Source organism: Herbiconiux sp. SALV-R1, assembly GCF_013113715.1.
GTDB lineage: Bacteria > Actinomycetota > Actinomycetes > Actinomycetales > Microbacteriaceae > Herbiconiux.
This window is the reverse complement of record NZ_CP053344.1, coordinates 910,549-931,816: the sequence shown is the minus strand read 5'-3', so window position 1 is coordinate 931,816 and position 21,268 is coordinate 910,549. Positions and strand designations below refer to the sequence as shown.

Genomic DNA, 21,268 nt, shown 5'->3' with positions numbered 1-21,268 from the left:
GGTGCAGGATGCGGGCCTTACGTCTGAGGGGTCGACTAGTGCGAGTGACCCTCGTGGTCGTGGTCGTGACCCTCGTGCTCGTCAGCGGCGTCGAGGAGGTTGTCGCCCTCGTCGTCGTCACCCGCGAGGGTGGTGAACTCGGAGATGTCGACGGCCTTGCCGTTGGTGTCGACGACCTTGGCCTTCGACAGCACGATGGCGAGCGCCTTGTTGCGGGCGACCTCGGCGACCATGGCCGGGATCTGGTTCGACTCGGAGAGGATCTTCACGAACTCGTTGGGCTCCATGCCGTATTGGGCGGCGGACTGCACCAGGTACTGGGTGAGCTCGTCTTGCGAGACCTTCACCTCTTCACGGTCGACGACCGCGTCGAGGAGGATCTGGGTCTTGAAGGTGTTCGTCGACGACTCGGTGACCTCGGCGCGGTGCTCGTCGTCTTCGAGGCGGTTCTCGCCCTCGAGGTGACGGTGCACCTCGTCTTCGATGAGCGCGGGCGGCACCGGCACGTCGACCTTCTCGAGCAGCGACTCGACGATCTTGGTGCGGGCCTCGGAAGCCTGACCGAAGGTCTTCTGCTTCTCGACCTGCTCCTTGAGCGAGGCCTTCAGCTCGTCGAGGGTGTCGAACTCGCTCGCGATCTGGGCGAAGTCGTCGTCGGCCTCGGGGAGCTCGCGCTCCTTCACCGAGTTGAGGGTGACGGTGACGAGCGCGTCTTTGCCGGCGTGCTCGCCGCCGAGCAGCGGCGCCTCGAAGGTGGTGGTCTCACCGGCGGTGAGGGTGTCGAGCGCCTCGTCGATGCCCTCGAGCAGCTCGCCCGAGCCGATCTCGTACGAGATACCGGAGGCGGTGTCGACCTCGACGTCGTCGACGGTGGCGACGAGGTCGATCTGGGCGAAGTCGCCCTTGGCGGCCGGGCGGTCGACGGTGACGAGCGTGCCGAAGCGGCTGCGCAGGCGCTCGAGCTCCTCGTCGACGTCGGAGTCGGCGACCTCGATGGGCTCGACGGTGACCTCGTAGCCCTCGTAGTCGGGCAGCTCGATTTCGGGGCGCACGTCGACCTCGATGGCGAGCTCGAGGTCGCCGGAGAAGTCGGCGGCCTTCGGCCACTCGACGATGTCGGCCTGCGGGCGGCCGAGCGGGCGCAGCTCGTTCTCGGTGACGGCGTCGCGGTAGAAGCGGTCGAGGCCCTCGTTCACCGCGTGCTCGAGAACGGCTTCCTTGCCGACGCGCTGGTTGATGATGGCCGGGGGCACCTTGCCCTTGCGGAAGCCGGGGATGTTGACCTGCTCGGCGATGTGGCCGTAGGCGTGATCAATGCTGGGCTTCAGCTCTTCTGGGGTGACGAAGATCGCGATCTTCACACGCGTGGGGCTGAGCTTTTCGACCGTGGTCTTCACGTTGGGTGTCTCCTGATGGGTTTCGAGAGGTTCGGCCTCGTGTCGGGGCGACAGGATTCGAACCTGCGACCTCCCGCTCCCAAAGCGGGCGCTCTAGCCAAGCTGAGCTACGCCCCGGCGGCGAAATGGCCTCGGCAAGTCTACTGCACACCGTGCGGCCCCGACACCGAGCCGGCACACAGGTGGGCCGAAGCTGTACTACGATGTGTCGGGTGCCGGGTGAGAACCCTGCTCGGGGATGTAGCTCAATGGTAGAGCCTCAGTCTTCCAAACTGATTACGCGGGTTCGATTCCCGTCATCCCCTCGTGGCCGAGGTTCCGCCCGGCGGCACGCTCGCCGCCCACGTGCTGCTCGACGCCGTGGTCTCGCAGTCGCCCGAGGCTCCGATGGCCGACAACATCGCGGTTCTCGAGCTCGCTCTGCAGCGACTCACCCCCGACTCGGGCCTTCCCGACGACGAGATCCCCGACCCGGGCGACACGGTCGCCGCGGCGATCGTGTGCCTCTCCTGGCTCGCGGCGCGGCTCGCCGCGAAGTCGGGCACCTCGCTCGAGGAGATCGTCGGCGACCTCCGCGAGTTCGTCGACTCCCTCTGACGGCGCGCTCGTCCTGACGGCGTGCTAGTCGCGGGTGGGGCGGGTCTCCGCGGCGTCGGCGACGGCACGGGCGACGGCGGCGGCGGCCCAGGCGGCGGTGGCGGTGAGGCGGCGGTCGGCGGCGGGCGCTGCGTCGCGACGGGTCTCGGACTCGGGCATGGGGAACCTCCGGGGAAGGGTGAAGACGGTTCGCCGGGGGTGCCGGGTGAGCACCCCCGCCGCCTGGGTGGGGCGGTCGAACCGGTCTCACGCTAACCGACGCGCGCGGGCCGGAGGGCGGGCGGTCAGCCAATTCACCCCGCACCTCACCCCGGGTGAGCGCTCAGCGTGTGAAGCGCGCCCTGCCCCTCAGCGTGTGAAGCGCGCTGGGAGGTAGTCGCCCCCGGGGGCGATCGCGAACACCACATCGTCGGAGGCGAGCGAGAACGCCTCCACGTAGCTCACCGTCTCCCCCGGCGCGAGCGTCGACACGGGCGGCACCCCGTTCGCGCCGTTCACCGGGTCGACGACGGCCTCGCCCGGCCGGCCCTCCGCAGACACCGACGACGACTCACGCAACGCGACCTCGGCATCCGTGCCGTTGTAGACGACGATGGTGAAGGCGAGCTGCACCTGCTGGCCGGCGCCCCGCGCCTCCGCTGACGGCGTGAACGCGACGGGTTCGGCGATGTAGAGCTGGAGACCGTCGTCGTAGGTGACGGTCTGGCCGAAGCGCGCGGCCACCGTGTCGAGCTGAGCCGCACCGGCCACCGGGCCACCGAAGCCCTCGGCGCCCGCCTCGGCGGCGAGCCGCGACACGCCCGACGAGACCGCGCCCGCCCCGACCGCCACCGACACGGCGAGCACGGCTGCCGAGACCACGGCCGCAGCCCCGGCGATCCGCGGCCGGCTGGTGCGCCACGCCAGCGCGACGACGCCGAGGGCGAGACCGGCCGCGCCGAGCACCGCCCCGAGCACGAGGAGCCCCGGCAGCAGCGCGACGACCACGGCGAGCGCCGCGACAACGGCCGCCGCCCAGGCCGGTGCGGCACCGCCGAGCGCGGCGGAAGCGGGAGACGGAGCAGACGAGGGCATTCCTCCCAGTCTGGCACCGGGCGACGGCAGACGGATGCGCACCCCGGCCCCGTTCACTCCTCACCTCGGCGTAGTCTGACGCCATGGGACCACGTCTGCTCTTCACGGCGGCGGCCACGGCCTACCTGCTCAACTGCGGGCTCGGCGTCTCGGTGGCGACGGGGGCGGTGCACACCGGGAGGTTCCGCTGGGTGCACCACGCGCTCTACATCGTCACGAGCATCCTGGCCGGCACCGCCGCGGGGGTCACGCTGCTGCGGAGGGCTCGTGGAGCTGAGGAGACGGATGCGCGCCCTGCGCTGGCCCTGCTGCCCGCGGCCGTGCCGCTCACCCTCATTCCGCGCATCAGTGCGCGCACCCGCGGCCATGCGGCGCTCGCGCTCGTGGCCGCCCCGTTCTACGCCGCGGCCCTCGTGCTCGCCTGGAGGAAGTAGCCATGGAGTTTCTCGACGTCGTGCGGCGGCGCAAGACCACGAACGGGCCGTTCAGCCCCGAGCCCGTCTCGCTCGAGCACCAGCGCCTGCTGATGGAGGTGGCGGGCCGCGCTCCTTCGCAGCTCAACAGCCAGCCCTGGCGGTTCGTGATCGTCGACGAGCGACGCGTCATCGACGAGATCGCCACCATCAGCGGCGAGAGCATGACCGAGGCGATGTCGAACGGCACGTTCTTCGAGCGCTACAAGCCGTACTTCAGGTTCAGTGCCGACGAGATGGCCGAGAAGCGCAGCGGCATGCTCTTCGACAAGCTGCCCGCGGTGCTGCGGCCGTTCACGAAGCAGGTGTTCACGCCCCGCGGCCAAAAGCTCATGAACTCGTTCCGGGTGCCCCAGACCCTCGGCGAGGAAAACCGCAAGCTGGTGGCGGGGTCGCCGCTGCTGCTCGGGGTCATGCTCGACCGCTCCGAGTACCGGCCGGGCGAACTCAGCTCCTTTTATTCGGTGTTCAGCATGGGCGCGGCGATGGAGAACGTCTGGCTCACCACCGTCGAACTCGGCATGGGCATCCAGTTCGTGTCGTTCCCGATGGAGGTGCCGGGCAAGTGGGCGCTGATCGAGCGGCTGCTCGGGGTTCCCGACGAGCTCGAGCTGATGGCCGTGTACCGGTTGGGCTACCTTCCGGCCGATGCGCAGCGGCCAGCCATCGACTGGTCGAGTCACGAGCGCAAGCTGCCGTCGCAGTACGTCTTCCGCAACAGCTGCGACACCCCCGAGACCGCGTGGGACGACCCGTCGGCGTAGCCGCACAAGCCCCCGAGCGGGGCGCGCGGGAGGATCGCCCCGCCCGATAGGGTCGACGCATGACCGATCGCGACCTCTCCGGCCCCGAGTTCACGGGCGAGACCGCCCTCGAGGCCGCACCGGCCGAGATCAAGCTCTCGTTCGGGCTGTGGCTCGCCGAGGCCATCTTCGGCATCTTCACCGGGATCGCCATCGCCGTGATCGCGGGCATCATCCCCGACGTCGTCGGCATCGAGAACGACGAGGCGGTGGTGGCCGTGTCGGTACTCATCGGCATCGGGGTGTTCACCGCGGTGATCGCGATCTTCCGCATCATCTGCTCGGTGTACATGCTGCGCGGCAGGGTGTGGGCCCGCAATACCCTCACCATCCTGGGGCTGCTGGGGCTCGTCGGCGTCTGGTCGGAGCTGCAGACCTTCCCGGGTGTCGCCATCGCCCACGCGCTCGTGCTGCTGGTGGCGCTGGTCACGCTCTACCTGCCCCGCTCGAACGCCTACTTCCGGGCGCCGTTCCCCGCTGCGACGCCGAATTAGCCCAGCCTCAGCTTGCTTTAGCCCAGCCTCAGCTTGCTTGCGGGCTTCCCTCAGCTGAGTACTTTTGTAGTACCGGCACAGGGAAGGACACATCATGACCGAGGTAATCACCACTCCTACGAGCACCACCAGCCCCGACGTGGCAGCGGCCGCGGCGCAGTTCCTGGCACCGGTCGTCGTCGAGCTCCAGGCCCTTGCGGTCAACGGCAAGCAGGCGCACTGGCACGTGCGCGGCGCCAACTTCATCGGTGTGCACGAGCTTCTCGACTCGGTCGTCGAGCACGTGCAGGACTACGCCGACACCGCCGCCGAGCGCGTCGTCGCCCTGGGCCTCCCCCTCGACGCCCGCATCGGCACCGTCGCCGCGAAGTCGACCGCCGCGGAGTTCCCCGCAGGCTTCCAGAAGTCCGACGCGGTGATCACCGCGGTCATCGCGCAGATCGACGTGGCGCTGACCGTCGTGAACAAGGCGGTGAAGGAACTCGGCGAGATCGACCCGACCTCGCAAGACGTCGCCATCGAGATCGCCCGCGGCCTCGACAAAGACCGCTGGTTCCTCTTCGCGCACGTCGCCGCGTAACCCGCTCCCCCGCCGAGGCGGGCGTCTCCCCCTGGAGGCGCCCGCCTTTTCGCGTCTTCGGGCGGGCTCAGTCGTCTGGCGCGCCGCTCCCGCAGGCGTCAGAGGGCGCTGTGGGTGACCCGACCCGACAGCAGGGTGAGGGCGACGGGCATGGTGCGGAGCGCATCCGGAGCCGCGTCGAAGGGGTCGAGGTCGACCGCGACCAGATCGGCGGGGTCACCGACGGCGACCCCGGTGCGGCCTCGGGCGGAGGCGGCGAGGGCGGCACCCACGGGGATGCGCTGCTCCGGATGCCACGGCTCCCGCCCGTCGCGGGTGCGGCCGACGGCTGCCGCGAGGGTGACCCACGGGTCGAGCGGGGCGACGGGGGCGTCGGAGCCGAGCGCGAGTTCGGCGCCCGCGGCGAGGAGGCTCGCGAGGGCGAAGGAGCGGCCGGTGCGGCCGGCCCAGAAGCGGTCGGCGACGTCGCGGTCGTCCATCGCGTGCTCGGGTTGCACACTCGCCACCACGCCGAGGCGGGCGAAACGCTCGAAGTCGCTCTCGGCGAGCAGCTGCGCGTGTTCGAGGGTCGAGCGGCGGCGCGGGGCAGGTGCGTCGGCGGGTCGCTCGGCCCGGAGCGCTTCGAAGGCGTCGAGGGTGAGGGCGTTGGCGTGGTCGCCGATGGCGTGCACCGCCGGGGTGAGTCCGCCCGCGCTCCCCCGGCGCAGCAGCTCGAGGAGGTCGTCGGGATGCACGGTGAGCAGCCCGCGTGACTCCGGCCGGCCCTCGAGACCCGGGTACTCGTCGAAACAGAACGCCGTGCGAGTGTTGAGGGAGCCGTCGGTGATGATCTTCGACGGACCCACCCGCACGAGCGCGGCCGCGTCGAGCGGGTCGCCCGTGTGCAGCCCCTCGGCGATCGCCCGGTCGAGGTGCTGCGGGTAGACGCCGAACTCGACCCGCAGAAGGTCGTGCCCGGCCGCGAGCCGGCGCGACCACACCTCGTGGTTCCAGGCCATCTCGAGGTCGACGATGCCCACGACCCCTCGGGCTGCGGCGGCCTGCGAGGCCTCGCGCGCCCAGGCGTCGCTCGTCGCGACGGGCACGTCGTCGAGCGCGCGATGTACGGCGAAGGCGGGCTCCTCGCGCAGCACGCCGTCGGGATGCCCGGCCTGCCCGAACCGCTCGAGCGCCGCCGTGTTCAGCCAGCAGCAGTGCAGGTCTCCCGACACCAGGACGACCGGATGCGCGCCCGACACCGCGTTGAGGAGTGCGGCAGAGGGGGTGTCCGGCCAGAGCGCGTCGCGGAAGCCGTAGCCGATGAGGAGCTCGGGTGCTCCGGGCTCGCCGAGCTCGCTGGGTGCTCCGGCGGGGCGGGACGCCGCCCGGCGGAGGGCGTCGCCGACCAGCGCGGCGGTCTCGGCGGCGGAGGCCGCGGCGGAGACGTCGAGTCGGCGCGAGACGGAGGCCCACTGGGTGAAGTGCACGTGCTCGTCCCAGAGGCCCGGCAGCACCCAGCGGCCGTCGAGGGCGATCCGGTCCGCGGGCGTCGTCGCCGGCATCGCCGAACCGGCACGGCCTGCGGGCACGATCGCGGTGACCACTCCGTCGATGACGGTGATGTCGACAGCCGAGCCGTCCCCGCCGGCGAGCCGCGCATCCGTCAGCAGCACCGAACTCATGCTCCGAAGACCCCGGGATTCGCCCGCCGCACCTCGGCCGCAAGCGCGGGGCTGGCGTAGGGCCCGTCGCCGTCGAGCTCGGCGACGATGCGCCCGACCGTCTCGGGCGGGCGGTTCTGGCTCATCTTCACCTTGGCGACGAAGCGGCTGACGGGCAGACGGAAGCCGACGGTGCCGGCCGAGATGCGGTCGGCGTACTCGGAGTTCTCGGCGGTGCCGCGCATCCGTCTCGGTTCGGGCATCGGGTCTTCGAAGTGGTCGACGAGCTGTTCGAGCACCCGGAGGTTCTCGTCGGCTGGCAGGATCTCGGGCACGCCGTAGAGGTGGGCGGTGACGAAGTTCCAGGTGGGCACCGCCGGGTTCGCGTCGTACCAGCCCGGGGAGATGTAGCCGTGCGGGCCCTGAATGACCACCATCACCTCGTGCTCGCCCCACTCGTGCAGGCGTTCGTCGGGGCGACCGACGTGACTGAGCAGGGCGAGGCCAGCGGATGCGCCGTCACGCTCGTCGAGCAGCACCGGGTAGTGCGAGGCGACGAGGCCCTTCGAGGTGGTCGAGACGATCGTGGCCCACGGGTTCTCGCGCACGAGGCGGCGGATCTCGTTCTCGTCGGTGAGCTCGAAGACGGGGTTGTGGCGCATCTCAGGCCTGGTCTTTCGGGCACCAGTACAGCTTGCGGCCGCCGAGCTCCTCGAGCACGATGTGGGTGCCGCAGACGCGGCAGGGCAGCCCTTCGCGCTTGTAGACCCAGTGGCGGTCGGCGCGGTTGGCCATGGCCTTGACGTAGTCGTCGTCGGAGAGGTCGTCCATGGTCATCATCTGGCCGGTGCGCACGCCGAGGTCGAGCAGGTACGCCCAGTCGCGCCAGAGCGCCCGCGCGGTCTCCTCGGGCACGAGCTTGCCGGGGGTGTGCGGGTTGAGGCGGGCGCGGAAGAGCATCTCGGCGCGGTAGACGTTGCCGATGCCGCTCACCACCGACTGGTCCATGAGCAGGAGCGCGATGACCGTGGGCTTCTTGCGCACCGCGTCGACGAAGCGCTGCTCGGCCTCGGTGGAGGCGTCAAGCAGCGGATCGGGCCCGAGCTTCGCGATCACCTGGGCGACCTGGGCGGGGTCGAGCACCTCGCAGGCGGTGGGGCCGCGGAGGTCGGCGACGGCGGTGTCGGTGAGCAGGCGCACGCGCACGGCACCCACGGGCGGGGGCGGGAACTCGGTGAGCTCCTCGCCCTCCTTCTCCTGCTCCGACATGCGGAGGCGCGAGCGGCGGGGGGCGCCGATGGAGCTGATCGAGTCCTCGCCGTCGGCGTCGTCGATCGCCAGCTCGTCGAGGGTGCCCTCGCCCTGACGGCCCAGGATGTCGGCCGGGGAGTCGCCGCCGTCACCGGCTGCCGCATCCGTTCCCCGCTGATTGGTCTGGCCCATCCGGCCGCCCGCCGAGCGGATGGTGGCGTCGGCGGTGATCTCGCCGGCGAAGTCCCAGGCGCCGTAGATGCCGAGGTGCACGCGCAGCCAGAGGTCGTCGCCGAACTCGAGGAACATCTGCTTGCCCACGGCGCGGGCCGCCGTCATGGTGCGGCCGTCGAGCAGCGCGGCGCCCTCGGCGAAGCGCCCCTGCGGGGAGCTCGCCGAGACCTGCCGGCCCACGAAGTTGCGGGCGAACTGGCGGGCGATGCGGTGGACGGAATGGCCCTCGGGCACGGTTGCTCCGACGCCTAGGCGTCGACGACGCGGTCGGTGATGGTGCCGGTGGTCTCGTACTCGGCGATCTGCGCGATGCGCCGCACGTGCCGCTCCTCGAGCGAGAACGGCTCGTTCACGAAGAAGTCGATGAGGGCGGTGGCCTCCTCGACGGTGTGCTGGCGCGCGCCGATGGAGATGACGTTGGCGTCGTTGTGCTGGCGGGCGAGCTTCGCGGTCGACTCGTTCCACACCAGGGCCGCGCGCACCCCCTGCACCTTGTTCGCCGAGATCTGCTCGCCGTTGCCCGAGCCCCCGAACACCACACCGAGCGACTCGACGCCGGCCCGCTGGTCTTCGACCACGGCGTGCGCGGCGTTGATGCAGAACGAGGGGTAGTCGTCGATGGGGTCGTAGCTCTCGGGCCCGTGGTCGACGACCTCGTGGCCGAGGGCGGTGAGGTGCTCGTTGATGTGACGGCTGAACTCGAGTCCGGCGTGATCGGTGCCGATGTGGATGCGCATCCCCTCAGCATATTGCGCCCCTCCGACTCGCACCCGGCGTCGTGCCACGGAGGCGGGTTAGGCTGCGCCGGTGCCGTTCACGATCAGCCACGCAGTCGCGGCGCTTCCGTTCGTGCGCACGCCGCTGCCGGCCGGCGCGGTGGCCATCGGGGCGATGACGCCCGACCTCCCGCTGTTCGTGAGCGCCGGTCACGGGTACGGCGTCACACACGGCTGGCCCGGGCTCCTGCTGGTCGATCTGCCCGTAGCGCTCGCGATCTTCGCACTGTGGCGCATCGTGGCGCGACCGGTGCTGCCTGGCGTACTCCCCCGCGCCCTCGGCGAGCGCCTTCCGCCGGGTTGGGCGGGCTCCCCCGCCGACGGCGCTCGCACCCTCTGGCGCGACCGCGGCCGCTCGGCGGCAGCGACCATCGGTGGCGCCGTGCTGGCAGCGGTGATCGGCATCCTCACCCACATCGTGTGGGACGCCTTCACCCACACCGGCCGCTTGGGTGCCGCCCTCCCCGTTCTCGACGCACCTGTCGCCGGCGTTCCTGTCGCCGCCTGGCTGCAGTACGCGAGCTCCGCGCTCGGCCTCGCCGGACTCGTCGGCTACGCGCTGTGGTGGTTTCTCCGTCACCCACGCACCCCGGGGGCCGGCGCCGGCCCCCGCTCGGGCCGGGCGCATCCGCTCGTCTTGGCGGCCTTCTGGACGACCACCGCGGCACTCCTGGCGATCATGCTCGTCACGACCGCACGCATCGTGCTCTAGAACTGGGGGTCGCGGGTGCGGGAGCGCTTGAGTTCGAAGAAGCCGTCGTAGGAGGCGGCGGCGACCACGCCGTCCCACAGCGTCAGCGCGATCTCACCCGTGGGGGCCGGGCTGATGACCGGGCCGAAGAACGCGGTGCCGTTCACGGCGATGACGGGGGTGCCGACGTCTTGGCCGACCCGGTTGATGCCGTCGAAGTGCGAGGCGCGCATCTGCTCGTCGTACTCGTCGCTCTCGGAGTAGGCGGCGAGTGACGCGGGCAGCCCCACCTCGGCGAGCGCCGCGGGGATGACCTCGTCGGGGTCGAGCGAACCGCCGGGGTGGATGCGCGTGCCGAGCGCGTCGTACAGCGGCTTCACCACCTCGGGCCCGTGCAGCTCGGAGGCGGCGGCCACGAGCCGCGTGTAGCGCAGCGCCCGCGGGAAGAACGCCTTGTAGGAGTCGGGGATGTCGTCGCGGTCTTCGTTCAGCACGGCCAGGCTCATGATGTGCCAGGTGACGTCGAGGTCGCGGTGCTCGGCCACCTCGTCGACCCAGCGGGAGGTCATCCAGGCCCAGGGGCACGAGGGGTCGAACCAGAAATCGACGGCGGTCTTCTCGGTAGTCATGCCCCCATCCAACCACTCGCCACCGACAGAGATCCGCCTGGCCGCCGACCCGCATCTGACTAGGCTGAAGACGCAATCGAATAGGAGAGCCAAGTGCCTGGAGAAAACCTCACCCGCGCAGAAGCCCGCGAGCGTGCCGCGATCGTCGACACCTCGAGCTACGACGTCGTGCTCGACCTCACAACAGGTCCCGAGACGTTCCGCAGCACCACCACCATCCGTTTCACCGCCACGCCGGGCGCCTCGACCTTCGTCGACGCCATCACCCGCACCGTGCACGCGGTCACCCTGAACGGCGAGTCGCTCGACCCGGCCGAGGTGAGCGACGGCGTGCGCATCCAGTTGCCTTCGCTGCAGGCGGAGAACGAGCTCGTGGTCGACGCCGACATGATCTACACCAACACCGGCGAGGGCCTCCACCGCTTCGTCGACCCGGTCGACGACGAGGTCTACCTCTACTCCCAGTTCGAGGTTCCCGACTCCCGCCGCATGTTCGCGGTGTTCGAGCAGCCCGACCTCAAGGCCACCTTCGCCTTCACCGTCACCGCCCCCGACTACTGGGAGGTCGTGTCGAACTCCCCCACCCCCGAGCCGACGGATGCGGTGGCCGGCCAGAGCAAGACCTGGGCCTTCGAACCTACCCCCCGCATCTCCTCCTACATCACCGCCCTGGTCGCCGGCCCCTACGTGGTCGAGCGCAGCGAGCTGACGAGCGCCGACGGCCGTGTCATCCCGCTCGGGGTGTTCAGCCGCGCATCCCTCTCGCAGTACATGGACGCCGACTACATCTTCGAGAAGACCCGCGAGGGCTTCGCCTTCTACGAGGAGCAGTACGACTTCCCCTACCCCTTCGCGAAGTACGACCAGCTCTTCGTCCCCGAGTTCAACGCGGGCGCCATGGAGAACGCGGGTGCGGTGACCTTCACCGAGACCTACGTGTTCCGCTCGAAGGTGACGGATGCGGTGCGCGAGCGCCGGGTCATCACCATCCTGCACGAGCTCGCCCACATGTGGTTCGGCGACCTCGTCACCATGCGCTGGTGGAACGACCTGTGGCTGAACGAGTCGTTCGCCGAGTACATGTCGACCCTCGCCGCCGCCGAGGCGACGGAGTGGAAGGAGGCGTGGACGACCTTCGCCGCCATGGAGAAGAGCTGGGCCTACCGGCAAGACCAGCTGCCGTCGACGCATCCGATCGTCGCCCCCATCAACGACCTCGAAGCCGTGCAGGTGAACTTCGACGGCATCACCTACGCCAAGGGCGCCTCGGTGCTGAAGCAGCTCGTGGCCTGGGTGGGCCAGGAGGAGTTCATGAAGGGTGTCGCCGCCTACGTGAACAAGCACCAGTTCGCCAACACCGAGCTCACCGACCTGCTCGTCGAGCTCGAGAAGACGAGCGGCCGCGACCTCACCGAGTGGTCGCAGCTGTGGCTCGAGACGGCGGGTGTCAACACGCTGCGCCCCGCCATCGAGTACGACGAGAACGACGAGATCACCTCGTTCGCCGTGCTGCAGGAGGCGCCGCTGGAGTGGCCGACCATCCGCCCGCACCGCCTCGCGATCGGCTTCTACGACATCGAAGACGGCAAGCTCGTGCGCACCTACCGCGTCGAGCTCGACGTCGACGGCGAACGCACCGAGGTGCCCGAGCTGAAGGGCCGCGCACGGCCGGCGCTCGTGCTGCTGAACGACGACGACCTGGCGTACGCGAAGATCCGCCTCGATGGCTACTCGCTCGACACCGCCATCGACCACCTCGCCTCCATCGAGTCGCCCCTCGCGCGATCGCTCGTGTGGGGTTCCGCCTGGGACTCGACCCGCGACGCCGAGACCCCGGCCCGCGACTTCGTGCGCCTGGTTCTCGGCAACATCGCCACCGAGACCGAGTCGACGACCATCCGCACCGTGCTCGGTCAGCTCGTGCTCACCGCCTCGAGCTATGTGGCACCGGATGCGCGTGACGAGACCATCGCGGAGGCCGCGACCGCGCTGTGGAAGCTGGCGCTCGACGCGGCGCCCGGCTCCGACGCGCAGTTCCAGTTCGTGAAGTTCTTCGCCGCTCTCGCCACCACGGAGGAGCAGCTGGAGAACGTGGGGCACCTCGCCAACGGCACGGTCGAGCTCGAGGGACTCGAGATCGACACCGACCTCACCTGGGAGCTGCTCATCGCCCTGGTGGCGGGCGGCAAGGCGGGCGAGGCCGAGATCGCGGCGACGCTCGAGGCCGACAACACGGCCTCCGGTGCCCAGTCGGCGGCCCACGCCCGCGCGGCGATCCCGACGCTCGAAGGCAAGACCGCGGCGTTCGACTCGCTGGTGGCGGTCGACACCGCCCCCAACGCGATCGTGCGCGCCACCGGCCTCGGCTTCCAGCGGGCGAGCGACCCGACGCTGTTCGAGCCGCTCGTCGGCCGCTACTTCGAGTCGCTGCAGACGCTGTGGGAGACCCGCAGCTACGCCATCGCGTCGTCGGTGATCAACGGGCTCTACCCGGCGGCCCTCGCGAACCAGGAGCTGCGCGACGCCACCGCCGCCTGGCTCGACGCCAACCCCGAGCCGCCCGCGCTCCGCCGCATCGTGATCGAGAACCTCGCGGGGGTCGATCGGGCGCTGGCGGCGCAGGCGCGCGACCAGCGCTAGCGGGCGCGCGCGGTTGCGCGGCGAACGGTATGAGAACCGTGGCGTCGAGCCTGGAGGGGGCTCGGCGCAGCGCTTCTCATACCGTTCACCCGCCCCCACACACCTGCCGCCAAGGCGACGCGCGTAGGCTCGGAGGCATATGAACTGGGACACCTTCTGGGGAGCCGTCAACTCGTTCTACGAGGACTGGCAGGTACCCATCGGCATTCTGATCATCATCGTCGTCGCGGTCATCGCGCGCGCCATCCTCCTGTACGCGGTGAAACGCCTGGTCGACCAGGTGGTCTCCGGCGTCAAGAAGAAGCAGAACGTCACCGACACGCAGGCGCTCGTGGCGTCGCCGCTCGCCGCCGTGCGCATCGTGCAGCGCACGCGCACCATCGGCACCGTGCTGACGAACGTCATCAACGTCACCGTGGTGGTCGTGGCGATCATCCTCGTCATCACCACCATCGACCCGAACATCATCGGGTCGCTGGCCCTGCTCACCGCAGCCCTCGGCGCCGGCCTCGGTTTCGGCGCGCAGAACATCGTGAAAGACGTGCTGAACGGCCTGTTCATGGTGTTCGAAGACCAGTTGGGCGTGGGCGACGTGGTCGACCTCGGCCCGGCGACGGGCGTGGTCGAGGCGGTCGGCATCAGGGTCACGCAGGTGCGCGACGTGAACGGCACGCTGTGGTTCGTGCGCAACGGCGAGATCCTGCGGGTCGGCAACATGTCGCAGGGCTGGTCGCGGGCCATCATCGACCTCGCCATCCCCTACGACGCCGACCTCGACCTGGTGCAGGAACGGATGCTCGCCACCGCCGTCGAGATGGCCGACGAACCCAAGTGGCGCTCGCGCATCATCGAGCGGCCCGAGATCTGGGGTCTGGAGTCGATCTCGGCGGAGGCCCTCGTCATCCGCCTCGTGGTGAAGACGCGCACCTCGGCGAAGGACGACGTGGCGCGCGAGCTGCGCATCAGGCTGAAGCGGGCGCTCGACGCGATCGACGTGACGCTCCCCTCGCTCAACTCCGTGGTGCTCTCGGGCTTCGAGGGCGCGGCGAGCGTGCGCGGCGCGCGGCCGCCACGCACGAAGCCCATCGCGACGGCGACGGATGCTCCTGCCGAGACACCCCCGCCCCGCGGGCTCCGCAAACCGCGCGGGGCCAAGCCGGGCGGCGACGGCCCTGCGGACTGACGGGCGGTCGCCCGCCCTGCCCCGCCCGACCCGCCCCGACGACGTGACCCGCCCCACCCGACCTCCGAGGAACCCATGATCGAGCTCACCCCCAAGCGGCCGGAGCAGCCCGAGCGCACCTTCTTCGAGCAGGTCGGCGGGCACCCCACCTTCGTCGCGCTCGTGTCGAAGTTCTACGAGGGCGTCGCGACCGACCCGGTGCTGAAGCCGATGTACCCCGCCGACGACTGGGACGGCGCGGTCGAGCGCCTCACGATGTTCCTCGAGCAGTACTGGGGCGGGCCGGGCACCTACAGCGAGCAGCGCGGACACCCGCGCCTGCGCATGCGCCACAACCCGTTCAAGGTCAACCCCGACGCCCGCGACCGCTGGCTCGCACACATGAGGGTGGCGGTCGACTCTATCGAGTTGTCGCCCGCCGACAGAGATCTGCTCTGGGGTTACCTCGAGCGCGCCGCGCATGCCATGGTGAATACCTTCGACGAGTGAGGCGGGCAGGCCTCCCGTCCCGTTGACGAAGGAGTCTCCATGCCCTCATCGACCGACGTCGTCGTGGTGGGAGCGGGCCTCGCGGGGCTCGTCGCCGCGTGCGAGGTGCTCGACGCCGGCAAGCGCGTGACCGTGCTCGAGCAGGAGCCTGCGGCCTCCCTCGGCGGGCAGGCCTGGTGGTCGTTCGGCGGCATCTTCCTGGTCGACAGCCCGGAGCAACGACGGATGCGCGTGCGCGACTCCCTCGACCTCGCCCGCCAGGACTGGCTCGGCAGCGCCGCCTTCGACCGGCCCGAAGACGACTGGGGCTCCCGCTGGGCCGAGGCCTACCTGGAGTTCGCCGCGGGTGAGAAGCGCTCCTGGCTGCGGTCGCGCGGGGTGCGGTTCTTCCCGGTGGTCGGCTGGGCCGAGCGCGGCGGCGGGCTCGCCACCGGCCACGGCAACTCCGTTCCCCGCTTCCACATCACCTGGGGCACCGGGCCGGGCGTGCTCGACCCGTTCGTGCGTCGCTTCCGGGAGGGTCTGTCGGAGGGTCGTGCGCGCATCCTGCACCGTCACCGGGTCGACGAGCTGATCGTCGAGGGCGGCGCGGTGGTGGGGGCCGCGGGCGCCGTGCTGGGCCCGAGCACTGCCGCGCGCGGGGAGGCGAGTTCACGCGACGAGGTGGGGTCGTTCGAGGAGCGCGCCGGCGCGGTGATCGTCGCGAGCGGCGGCATCGGCGGCAACCACGAGCTCGTGCGGCAGCTCTGGCCTGCGCGGCTCGGTCGCGCGCCCGGGTCGATGCTCTCCGGTGTTCCCGCCCACGTCGACGGCAGGATGCTCGGCATCACCGAGCGCGCCGGCGCACGCCTCGTGAACACCGACCGGCACTGGCACTACACCGAGGGCATCGCGAACCATGCGCCGGTGTGGGCCGACCACGGCATCCGCATCCTCCCAGGGCCGTCGCCGCTGTGGCTCGACGCCACCGGGCGGCGGCTGCCCACGCCGCTGTTCCCGGGGTTCGACACGCTGGCGACGCTCGAACACATCCTGGCGACGGGGCACGACCACAGCTGGTTCGTGCTGACGCAGGCCATCATTGAGAAGGAGTTCGCCCTCTCGGGCAGCGAGCAGAACCCCGATCTCACGGGGAAGGACCTCAAGCTGCTCGCGCAGCGGGTGAGGCCGGGAGCTCCCGGGCCCGTCGAGGCGTTCAAGGAGCGGGGTGCCGACTTCGTGGTGGCGTCGAGCCTGCCCGAACTCCTGCACGGCATGGTCGGGCTGCAGCCGGGCGGCGAGGGCGGGCCGCTCGACGTGGAGCGGGTGCGGCGCGAGGTGTACGCGCGCGACCGGGAGCTGGGCAACACGTTCAGCAAGGATGCGCAGGTGACGGCCATCCGGGGGGCGCGGAGTTACCTCGGCGACCGGTTGATCAGGGTGGCGAAGCCGCATCGGCTGCTCGACCGGGCCGCGGGGCCGCTCATCGCGGTGAAGCTGCACGTGCTGACGCGCAAGACGCTCGGCGGCATCCAGACCGATCTCGCCGGGCGGGCGCTCGACAGTGCGGGCGAGCCGGTGCCGGGGCTGTACGCCGCGGGTGAGGCAAGCGGGTTCGGCGGGGGCGGGATGCACGGGTACCGGGCGCTCGAGGGCACGTTCCTCGGGGGGTGCCTGTTCTCGGGGCGGGCCGCGGGGCGGGCTGCGGCGCGGGTGGGGTGAGGGCGCGGCGCTTCGCGCCCGCGTGCACGTTCTCCCCGACAAAGTCCGTGAAGACTGCAGTTATCCCGGACTTTGTCGGGGAGAAACGTGCAGCGGGGGCGGGTCAGCGGCGCACGAGGACGTGGCCGCGCTTCATCGACAGGCGCGACCACCCGCCGGAGGTGAACACCGAGACGGGGTCGTCGAGCTTCACGAAGCCGAGGCTCACGGCACAGAAGGCGGCACCGGCGGGGATGCGCAGGGTCGGGTCATCCGTCTCCCCCACGCTCACCGGCAGGTCGCGCCCCCACACCTCGGAGCGCACCCGGTGCACCAGGTGCTCGCCGGGGTCGGCGGGCACTCCCGCGGCCACCTCGGCGATGCCCTTGCGGGCGGCCTCCTCGAGCACGCGCGGGTCGAGCTTGCCGGTCGGCACCCAGCCGCCGCGCGGCGGACTCACGCCCGCCCACGCCACCCCGCCCTCGACGGGAGGCAGCGGCACCTCGACGTTGCCCTCGGCGGCGTTGCTCATCACCGACGCCTGCGCCAGGCGGTCGAGCAGGGGCCTGATGGCGACGACGACGTCGAACGGCTCCGGATGCGAGAGCGCGAAGGTGCGGAGGCCCAGCACGGTGGGCGTGCTGTCGAGCAGGCCCTTCGGGGTGAGCGACGCGGTGTAGGCCGCGAGCACCCCCATGCCGCCGATGAGCCGCACCGCAGCGCCACCGTCGACGCGCGCCGCGCGCCCGAGGTAGACCTTGAGGTCACCGAGGGAGGCGGCGTCGATGAGGCTGAGCGTGTTGACCATTGCTGCTGTCTAAACTACTTCACAGCACCCGTTCCGGGCGCCCCGCGCGCCCGCGTCGCCGACCGGAGGCACCATGCCCGATCCCCTCGCCGGATTCCTCACCACCCTCGACCTCGTCGACACCGGGGCCCGCACCACCGAAGACATCTTCACGGGCCCGTCGCAGTGGATGCCGAGCGGCAGGGTGTTCGGGGGTCAGATCCTGGCGCAGGGGCTGGTGGCGGCCATCCGCACCGTCGACCCCGAGCGGGCGGTGCACTCGCTGCACGGCTACTTCCTGCGCCCGGGTGACGCCACCGCCCCGGTCACCTTCGCCGTCGACCGCATCCACGACGGGCGTTCGTTCTCGACCCGGCGCACGCAGGCGTACCAGAACGGGGTGCCGATCCTCTCGGCGATCCTGTCGTTCCAGATCGAGGACGAGGGCTTCGAGCACCAGGTGGAGATGCCCCACGACATCGCCGACCCCGAGGCCCTGCCGAGCGCCGTCGAGTCGCTCGCCGCCGTCGACCACCCGATCGCCCGCTCGTGGGCCGAAGAGCGGGCTTTCGACATGCGCCACGTGCCCTCCCCCATCTACTTCACGGTCGAGGGCGAGCGGGTGGCGCACCAGGCCGTGTGGATCAAGGCGCTGGGGCGCCTCCCCGACGACCCGAACATCCACCGTGCGGCGCTCGCGTACGCGAGCGACTACACGATCCTCGAGCCGGTGATGCGCCGACACGGCATGTCGTGGGCGCGGCCCGACCTCAAGATGGCGAGCCTCGACCACGCGATGTGGTGGCACAGGTTCGCGCGGGCCGACGAGTGGCTGCTGTACACGCAGCGCTCGCCCAGCGCGAGTGGCGGGCGGGGGCTCTCGCTCGGCGAGATCTACGACCGGGGCGGGCGGCTCATCGCGTCGGTGGCTCAGGAGGGGATGGTGCGGGCCGGGCGGCCGGCGCCGCGGGGGTGAAGCCGCCCGCGGAGTCCGCTCGCTGAGTCCGCCAGCGGCGGCTCAGGAGCGGCGGCGGAAGGTGAGGGGTTCCTCGAGGTAAGGCTCCCAGGCCTCGCGCTCGTGCGCGTTGATGCGGCGGGGTCGGTCGGTGGCGGCGTCGACGAGCACGAGGGTGGTCGACGCCTTCACGAAGGTGAGGCGCGGCTCGACGCCCTCGGGGGTCTTCACTTCGTAGTACACGTCGAGGCTGGCGCCGCCGAGGTGCCCGATCCACAGCTCGACGTCGATCGGCTGCCTGATGTAAGGCATCGAGCGCACGTACTCGATCTCCTGGCGCGAGATGACGCTCTTCGTGTCGGCCTCGGGGCCGGCGTCGATCACCGCCGTCGACCAGGCCGCCTGGTCGGGTGAGGTGAGATCGCCGTCGACCCAGAAGGCGAACACGCGCGCCTCTTCGAGGATCTTCAGCATCGACGCGTTGTTGACGTGCCCGTAGGCATCGAGATCCGACCAGCGCAACTGGATCGGCACGTGCAGGCGCATGGCGGCGCTCCCGCTAGTCGCGCGTGAGCTTGCGGTAGGCGGAGCGGTTGGGCTTCGCCGCGTCGGGGCCGAGGCGCTCGATCTTGTTCTCCTCGTAGGCCTCGAAGTTGCCCTCGAACCAGTACCAGTTCGACGGGTTCTCCTCGGTGCCCTCGTACGCGAGGATGTGCGTGGCGATGCGGTCGAGGAACCACCGGTCGTGGGTGATGACCACGGCGCAGCCGGGGAACTCGAGCAGCGCGTTCTCGAGGCTGCCGAGGGTCTCGACATCGAGGTCGTTGGTGGGCTCGTCGAGCAGCAGCAGGTTGCCGCCCTGCTTGAGGGTGAGGGCGAGGTTGAGGCGGTTGCGCTCACCGCCCGAGAGCACGCCGGCCTTCTTCTGCTGGTCGGGGCCCTTGAAGCCGAAGGTCGACACGTAGGCGCGGGCCGGAACCTCGGTCTTGCCGACCTGGATGTAGTCGAGCCCGTCGGAGACCACCTCGAACAGCGTCTTGTTCGGGTCGATGCCGCCGCGCGACTGGTCGACGTAGGAGATGTCGACCGTCTCGCCGATCTTCAGGTCTCCGCTGTCAAGCGGCTCGAAGCCGACGATGGTCTTGAACAGGGTCGACTTGCCGACACCGTTCGGGCCGATGACGCCGACGATGCCGTTGCGCGGGAGCGTGAACGAGAGGCCGTCGATGAGCACACGCTCGCCGAAGCCCTTCTTGAGGTTCTTCGCCTCGATGACCTGGGCGCCGAGGCGCGGGCCGACCGGGATCTGAATCTCCTCGAAGTCGAGCTTGCGGGTGCGCTCGGCCTCGCTGACCATCTCCTCGTAGCGGGCGAGGCGGGCCTTCGACTTGGCCTGGCGGCCCTTGGCGTTGCTGCGCACCCAGTCGAGCTCTTCGGAGAGGCGCTTGGCGAGCTTCGCGTCCTTCTTGCCCTGCACCTCGAGGCGCTCGCGCTTCTTCTCGAGGTAGGTGGAGTAGTTGCCCTCGTAGGGGTAGAGGCGCCCGCGGTCGACCTCGGCGATCCACTCGGCGACGTGGTCGAGGAAGTACCGGTCGTGGGTGACGGCGAGCACGGCACCGTGGTACTGCGAGAGGTGCTGCTCGAGCCAGAGCACGCTCTCGGCGTCGAGGTGGTTGGTGGGCTCGTCGAGGAGCAGCAGGTCGGGCTTCTGCAGCAGCAGCTTGCAGAGGGCGACGCGGCGCTTCTCACCACCGGAGAGGTTCTTCACCTCGTAGTCGCCCGGCGGGGTGCGCAGGGCGTCCATGGCCTGCTCGAGCTGGGAGTCGAGGTCCCACGCGTCGGCGGCGTCGATCTCCTCCTGCAGGGTGCCCATCTCGGCCAGCAGGGTGTCGAAGTCGGCGTCGGGCTCGGCCATCTCGGCGCTGATCTCGTTGAAGCGGTCGAGCTTGGCCTTGATGGGACCGACGCCCTCCTGCACGTTCTCGAGCACGGTCTTGTTCTCGTCGAGCTCGGGCTCCTGCATGAGGATGCCCACGGTGAAGCCGGGGGTGAGCTTCGCCTCACCGTTCGACGGGGTGTCGAGGCCGGCCATGATCTTGAGGATCGTCGACTTACCGGCGCCGTTCGGGCCGACCACACCGATCTTGGCGCCCGGGAGGAACGCCATGGTGACATCGTCGAGGATCAGCTTGTCGCCCACAGCCTTGCGGGCGCGCACCATGGAATAGATGTATTCGGCCATGCCTACCAGTCTATGGGCCGGGTCTGACCGATCAGACACGTCCCGGTGCCGAGGGCGGGTGCGACCATGCTGGTGTACTCGCCGTGACCGTACTGCCCGATGAGACAGTCGTCGCCCCACTTCACCGAGAACTGGATGGAGTCGGCCTCGACACCGACCGTGGTGGTGTCGACGGTCACCTGCATGGCGGTGATGTCGAAGCCGTTGTCGCGGAGGTTGCTCGTGATCTCGACTCCTCCTGCCTCGGGGTTCGCCGCGATGAGGGCGCGGTTGACCTGGTCGAAGAAGGGCTGGTTGTCGGCTGCCGACCCACCGGGGTTGAGCGCGGCGGTCTTGGTGGGCGGGGCAGAGGTGGCGGGGGCCGAGCCCGCGGAGCTCGGCGCCGCCGTGCTCTGGCCGGCGTCGTCTCCGCCGCTGCCCCCGACGCACCCCGAGAGTCCCGCGGCCACGAGCGCCAGGAGCAGCACGGCTCCCGAGCGGGCGGCACTGGAGCGAACGGCACGGGAACGCGCCGCACCGGAGCGCGCAGTACCGGAGCGAGCGGCCCCGGGGGTGCGGCCGCGGCCACCTCGCGATGGGGTGATGACCGCTCCCGCTGTGGTCCGCATCGTGGGCCGTGTCCTCTCGATCGCTGCATCGGCGCGATCGTCGCG

23 protein-coding genes and 2 tRNA genes are annotated in these 21,268 nt (G+C 70.6%); 12 read left to right on the top strand and 13 right to left on the bottom strand.

Annotated features, from left to right (window positions below; genetic code table 11):
* Positions 1–35 precede the first annotated feature (35 nt).
* Together tig and HL652_RS04635 are read right to left on the bottom strand one after the other, a co-directional pair.
* Complete coding sequence (gene tig / locus HL652_RS04640; RefSeq protein WP_171704210.1) at positions 36–1,397, bottom strand: trigger factor; 1,362 nt, start codon at positions 1,395–1,397, stop codon at positions 36–38.
* Between the two features lie 42 nt (positions 1,398–1,439).
* A tRNA-Pro gene (locus HL652_RS04635) sits at positions 1,440–1,514 on the bottom strand.
* A gap of 117 nt (positions 1,515–1,631) precedes the next feature.
* Here HL652_RS04635 and HL652_RS04630 point away from each other — a divergent pair.
* Together HL652_RS04630 and HL652_RS04625 are read left to right on the top strand one after the other, a co-directional pair.
* Positions 1,632–1,702 (top strand) — tRNA-Gly (locus HL652_RS04630).
* A 1-nt stretch (position 1,703) separates the two neighbouring features.
* On the top strand, positions 1,704–1,994 hold the full coding sequence (locus HL652_RS04625; protein ID WP_171704209.1) for a hypothetical protein: 291 nt from the start codon (positions 1,704–1,706) through the stop codon (positions 1,992–1,994).
* Between the two features lie 24 nt (positions 1,995–2,018).
* Here HL652_RS04625 and HL652_RS21885 read toward each other — a convergent pair whose 3' ends face one another.
* Together HL652_RS21885 and HL652_RS04620 are read right to left on the bottom strand one after the other, a co-directional pair.
* Positions 2,019–2,153 (bottom strand): hypothetical protein, encoded by a 135-nt coding sequence (locus tag HL652_RS21885; protein WP_256371288.1) that lies wholly within the window; start codon positions 2,151–2,153, stop codon positions 2,019–2,021.
* Positions 2,154–2,342: 189 nt separating this feature from the next.
* On the bottom strand, positions 2,343–3,068 hold the full coding sequence (locus tag HL652_RS04620) for a hypothetical protein (protein ID WP_171704208.1): 726 nt from the start codon (positions 3,066–3,068) through the stop codon (positions 2,343–2,345).
* Positions 3,069–3,151: 83 nt separating this feature from the next.
* On the opposite strand from HL652_RS04620, the gene HL652_RS04615 reads away from it, so the two are divergent.
* The 4 genes from HL652_RS04615 to HL652_RS04600 all read left to right on the top strand — a co-directional run bounded on the left by HL652_RS04615 (position 3,152) and on the right by HL652_RS04600 (position 5,418).
* Positions 3,152–3,502 (top strand): hypothetical protein, encoded by a 351-nt coding sequence (locus tag HL652_RS04615; protein WP_171704207.1) that lies wholly within the window; start codon positions 3,152–3,154, stop codon positions 3,500–3,502.
* Positions 3,503–3,504: 2 nt separating this feature from the next.
* Positions 3,505–4,305 (top strand): nitroreductase family protein, encoded by an 801-nt coding sequence (locus tag HL652_RS04610; protein WP_171704206.1) that lies wholly within the window; start codon positions 3,505–3,507, stop codon positions 4,303–4,305.
* Between the two features lie 59 nt (positions 4,306–4,364).
* On the top strand, positions 4,365–4,838 hold the full coding sequence (locus HL652_RS04605; RefSeq protein WP_171704205.1) for a hypothetical protein: 474 nt from the start codon (positions 4,365–4,367) through the stop codon (positions 4,836–4,838).
* A gap of 94 nt (positions 4,839–4,932) precedes the next feature.
* Positions 4,933–5,418 carry a Dps family protein gene (locus HL652_RS04600; protein ID WP_171704204.1) on the top strand — a complete coding sequence of 162 codons (486 nt, stop codon included), beginning with the start codon at positions 4,933–4,935 and terminating at the stop codon, positions 5,416–5,418.
* Positions 5,419–5,516: 98 nt separating this feature from the next.
* Here the strand turns inward: HL652_RS04600 and HL652_RS04595 are convergent, their stop codons facing one another.
* Genes HL652_RS04595 through HL652_RS04580 form a run of 4 tightly spaced genes read right to left on the bottom strand, consistent with a single transcriptional unit; the run spans position 5,517 to position 9,280 of the window.
* A complete protein-coding gene (locus HL652_RS04595; protein ID WP_171704203.1) occupies positions 5,517–7,079 on the bottom strand; it encodes an amidohydrolase in 1,563 nt (520 codons plus the stop codon).
* A complete protein-coding gene (locus HL652_RS04590; RefSeq protein WP_171704202.1) occupies positions 7,076–7,720 on the bottom strand; it encodes an FMN-binding negative transcriptional regulator in 645 nt (214 codons plus the stop codon). The genes HL652_RS04595 and HL652_RS04590 overlap by 4 nt, the downstream gene beginning before the upstream one ends.
* Before the next feature lies 1 nt (position 7,721).
* Positions 7,722–8,777, bottom strand: coding sequence for an Fpg/Nei family DNA glycosylase (locus HL652_RS04585; protein ID WP_171704201.1), 1,056 nt, complete (start codon positions 8,775–8,777; stop codon positions 7,722–7,724).
* Between the two features lie 14 nt (positions 8,778–8,791).
* Positions 8,792–9,280 (bottom strand): ribose-5-phosphate isomerase, encoded by a 489-nt coding sequence (locus HL652_RS04580; protein WP_171704200.1) that lies wholly within the window; start codon positions 9,278–9,280, stop codon positions 8,792–8,794.
* A 70-nt stretch (positions 9,281–9,350) separates the two neighbouring features.
* Between HL652_RS04580 and HL652_RS04575 the strand changes: the two genes are divergently transcribed.
* Entirely contained in the window at positions 9,351–10,031 is a 681-nt protein-coding gene (locus HL652_RS04575; RefSeq protein ID WP_171704199.1) for a DUF4184 family protein, read from the top strand.
* On the opposite strand, the gene HL652_RS04570 is transcribed toward HL652_RS04575, so the two are convergent.
* Positions 10,028–10,639 (bottom strand): mycothiol-dependent nitroreductase Rv2466c family protein, encoded by a 612-nt coding sequence (locus HL652_RS04570; protein ID WP_171704198.1) that lies wholly within the window; start codon positions 10,637–10,639, stop codon positions 10,028–10,030. The two genes, HL652_RS04575 and HL652_RS04570, sit on opposite strands and share 4 nt — an antisense overlap.
* A 93-nt stretch (positions 10,640–10,732) precedes the next feature.
* On the opposite strand from HL652_RS04570, the gene pepN reads away from it, so the two are divergent.
* From pepN to HL652_RS04550, 4 genes are all read left to right on the top strand, one after another.
* Complete coding sequence (gene pepN / locus HL652_RS04565) at positions 10,733–13,279, top strand: aminopeptidase N (protein WP_171704197.1); 2,547 nt, start codon at positions 10,733–10,735, stop codon at positions 13,277–13,279.
* 139 nt (positions 13,280–13,418) lie between these two features.
* Entirely contained in the window at positions 13,419–14,462 is a 1,044-nt protein-coding gene (locus HL652_RS04560; protein ID WP_171704196.1) for a mechanosensitive ion channel family protein, read from the top strand.
* 75 nt (positions 14,463–14,537) lie between these two features.
* A complete protein-coding gene (locus HL652_RS04555; RefSeq protein WP_171704195.1) occupies positions 14,538–14,951 on the top strand; it encodes a globin in 414 nt (137 codons plus the stop codon).
* Between the two features lie 39 nt (positions 14,952–14,990).
* The gene (locus HL652_RS04550; protein WP_171704194.1) at positions 14,991–16,652 is read left to right on the top strand and encodes an FAD-binding dehydrogenase; all 1,662 of its coding nucleotides are present in this window, start codon (positions 14,991–14,993) and stop codon (positions 16,650–16,652) included.
* A 103-nt stretch (positions 16,653–16,755) separates the two neighbouring features.
* On the opposite strand, the gene HL652_RS04545 is transcribed toward HL652_RS04550, so the two are convergent.
* Positions 16,756–17,439 (bottom strand): hypothetical protein, encoded by a 684-nt coding sequence (locus HL652_RS04545; protein ID WP_171704193.1) that lies wholly within the window; start codon positions 17,437–17,439, stop codon positions 16,756–16,758.
* Positions 17,440–17,512: 73 nt separating this feature from the next.
* Here HL652_RS04545 and HL652_RS04540 point away from each other — a divergent pair, with 73 nt between their 5' ends.
* Positions 17,513–18,394 (top strand): acyl-CoA thioesterase, encoded by an 882-nt coding sequence (locus HL652_RS04540; RefSeq protein WP_171704192.1) that lies wholly within the window; start codon positions 17,513–17,515, stop codon positions 18,392–18,394.
* Positions 18,395–18,436: 42 nt separating this feature from the next.
* Here HL652_RS04540 and HL652_RS04535 read toward each other — a convergent pair whose 3' ends face one another.
* From HL652_RS04535 to HL652_RS04525, 3 genes are read right to left on the bottom strand one after another with little or no spacing between them, the layout of a single operon-like run.
* Positions 18,437–18,919, bottom strand: a complete 483-nt coding sequence (locus HL652_RS04535; protein WP_171704191.1) for an acyl-CoA thioesterase — start codon at positions 18,917–18,919, stop codon at positions 18,437–18,439.
* A gap of 13 nt (positions 18,920–18,932) precedes the next feature.
* Positions 18,933–20,615 carry an energy-dependent translational throttle protein EttA gene (gene ettA, locus HL652_RS04530; RefSeq protein ID WP_171704190.1) on the bottom strand — a complete coding sequence of 561 codons (1,683 nt, stop codon included), beginning with the start codon at positions 20,613–20,615 and terminating at the stop codon, positions 18,933–18,935.
* A gap of 2 nt (positions 20,616–20,617) precedes the next feature.
* Positions 20,618–21,223, bottom strand: coding sequence for a DUF6993 domain-containing protein (locus HL652_RS04525; RefSeq protein ID WP_253743640.1), 606 nt, complete (start codon positions 21,221–21,223; stop codon positions 20,618–20,620).
* Positions 21,224–21,268: the final 45 nt, after the last annotated feature.

Bases quoted from the DNA above. Each gene is read 5' to 3' on its own strand.
- HL652_RS04595 (WP_171704203.1), bottom strand. From the start codon at position 7,079: ATGAGTTCGGTGCTGCTGACGGATGCGCGGCTCGCCGGCGGGGACGGC.
- HL652_RS04605 (WP_171704205.1), top strand. From the start codon at position 4,365: ATGACCGATCGCGACCTCTCCGGCCCCGAGTTCACGGGCGAGACCGCC.
- HL652_RS04615 (WP_171704207.1), top strand. From the start codon at position 3,152: ATGGGACCACGTCTGCTCTTCACGGCGGCGGCCACGGCCTACCTGCTC.
- HL652_RS04600 (WP_171704204.1), top strand. From the start codon at position 4,933: ATGACCGAGGTAATCACCACTCCTACGAGCACCACCAGCCCCGACGTG.
- HL652_RS04555 (WP_171704195.1), top strand. From the start codon at position 14,538: ATGATCGAGCTCACCCCCAAGCGGCCGGAGCAGCCCGAGCGCACCTTC.
- HL652_RS04590 (WP_171704202.1), bottom strand. From the start codon at position 7,720: ATGCGCCACAACCCCGTCTTCGAGCTCACCGACGAGAACGAGATCCGC.
- HL652_RS04550 (WP_171704194.1), top strand. From the start codon at position 14,991: ATGCCCTCATCGACCGACGTCGTCGTGGTGGGAGCGGGCCTCGCGGGG.
- HL652_RS04570 (WP_171704198.1), bottom strand. From the start codon at position 10,639: ATGACTACCGAGAAGACCGCCGTCGATTTCTGGTTCGACCCCTCGTGC.
- HL652_RS04610 (WP_171704206.1), top strand. From the start codon at position 3,505: ATGGAGTTTCTCGACGTCGTGCGGCGGCGCAAGACCACGAACGGGCCG.
- HL652_RS04560 (WP_171704196.1), top strand. From the start codon at position 13,419: ATGAACTGGGACACCTTCTGGGGAGCCGTCAACTCGTTCTACGAGGAC.
- HL652_RS04540 (WP_171704192.1), top strand. From the start codon at position 17,513: ATGCCCGATCCCCTCGCCGGATTCCTCACCACCCTCGACCTCGTCGAC.
- HL652_RS04580 (WP_171704200.1), bottom strand. From the start codon at position 9,280: ATGCGCATCCACATCGGCACCGATCACGCCGGACTCGAGTTCAGCCGT.
- ettA (WP_171704190.1), bottom strand. From the start codon at position 20,615: ATGGCCGAATACATCTATTCCATGGTGCGCGCCCGCAAGGCTGTGGGC.
- HL652_RS04525 (WP_253743640.1), bottom strand. From the start codon at position 21,223: ATGCGGACCACAGCGGGAGCGGTCATCACCCCATCGCGAGGTGGCCGC.
- HL652_RS04535 (WP_171704191.1), bottom strand. From the start codon at position 18,919: ATGCGCCTGCACGTGCCGATCCAGTTGCGCTGGTCGGATCTCGATGCC.
- HL652_RS04620 (WP_171704208.1), bottom strand. From the start codon at position 3,068: ATGCCCTCGTCTGCTCCGTCTCCCGCTTCCGCCGCGCTCGGCGGTGCC.
- HL652_RS04545 (WP_171704193.1), bottom strand. From the start codon at position 17,439: ATGGTCAACACGCTCAGCCTCATCGACGCCGCCTCCCTCGGTGACCTC.
- HL652_RS21885 (WP_256371288.1), bottom strand. From the start codon at position 2,153: ATGCCCGAGTCCGAGACCCGTCGCGACGCAGCGCCCGCCGCCGACCGC.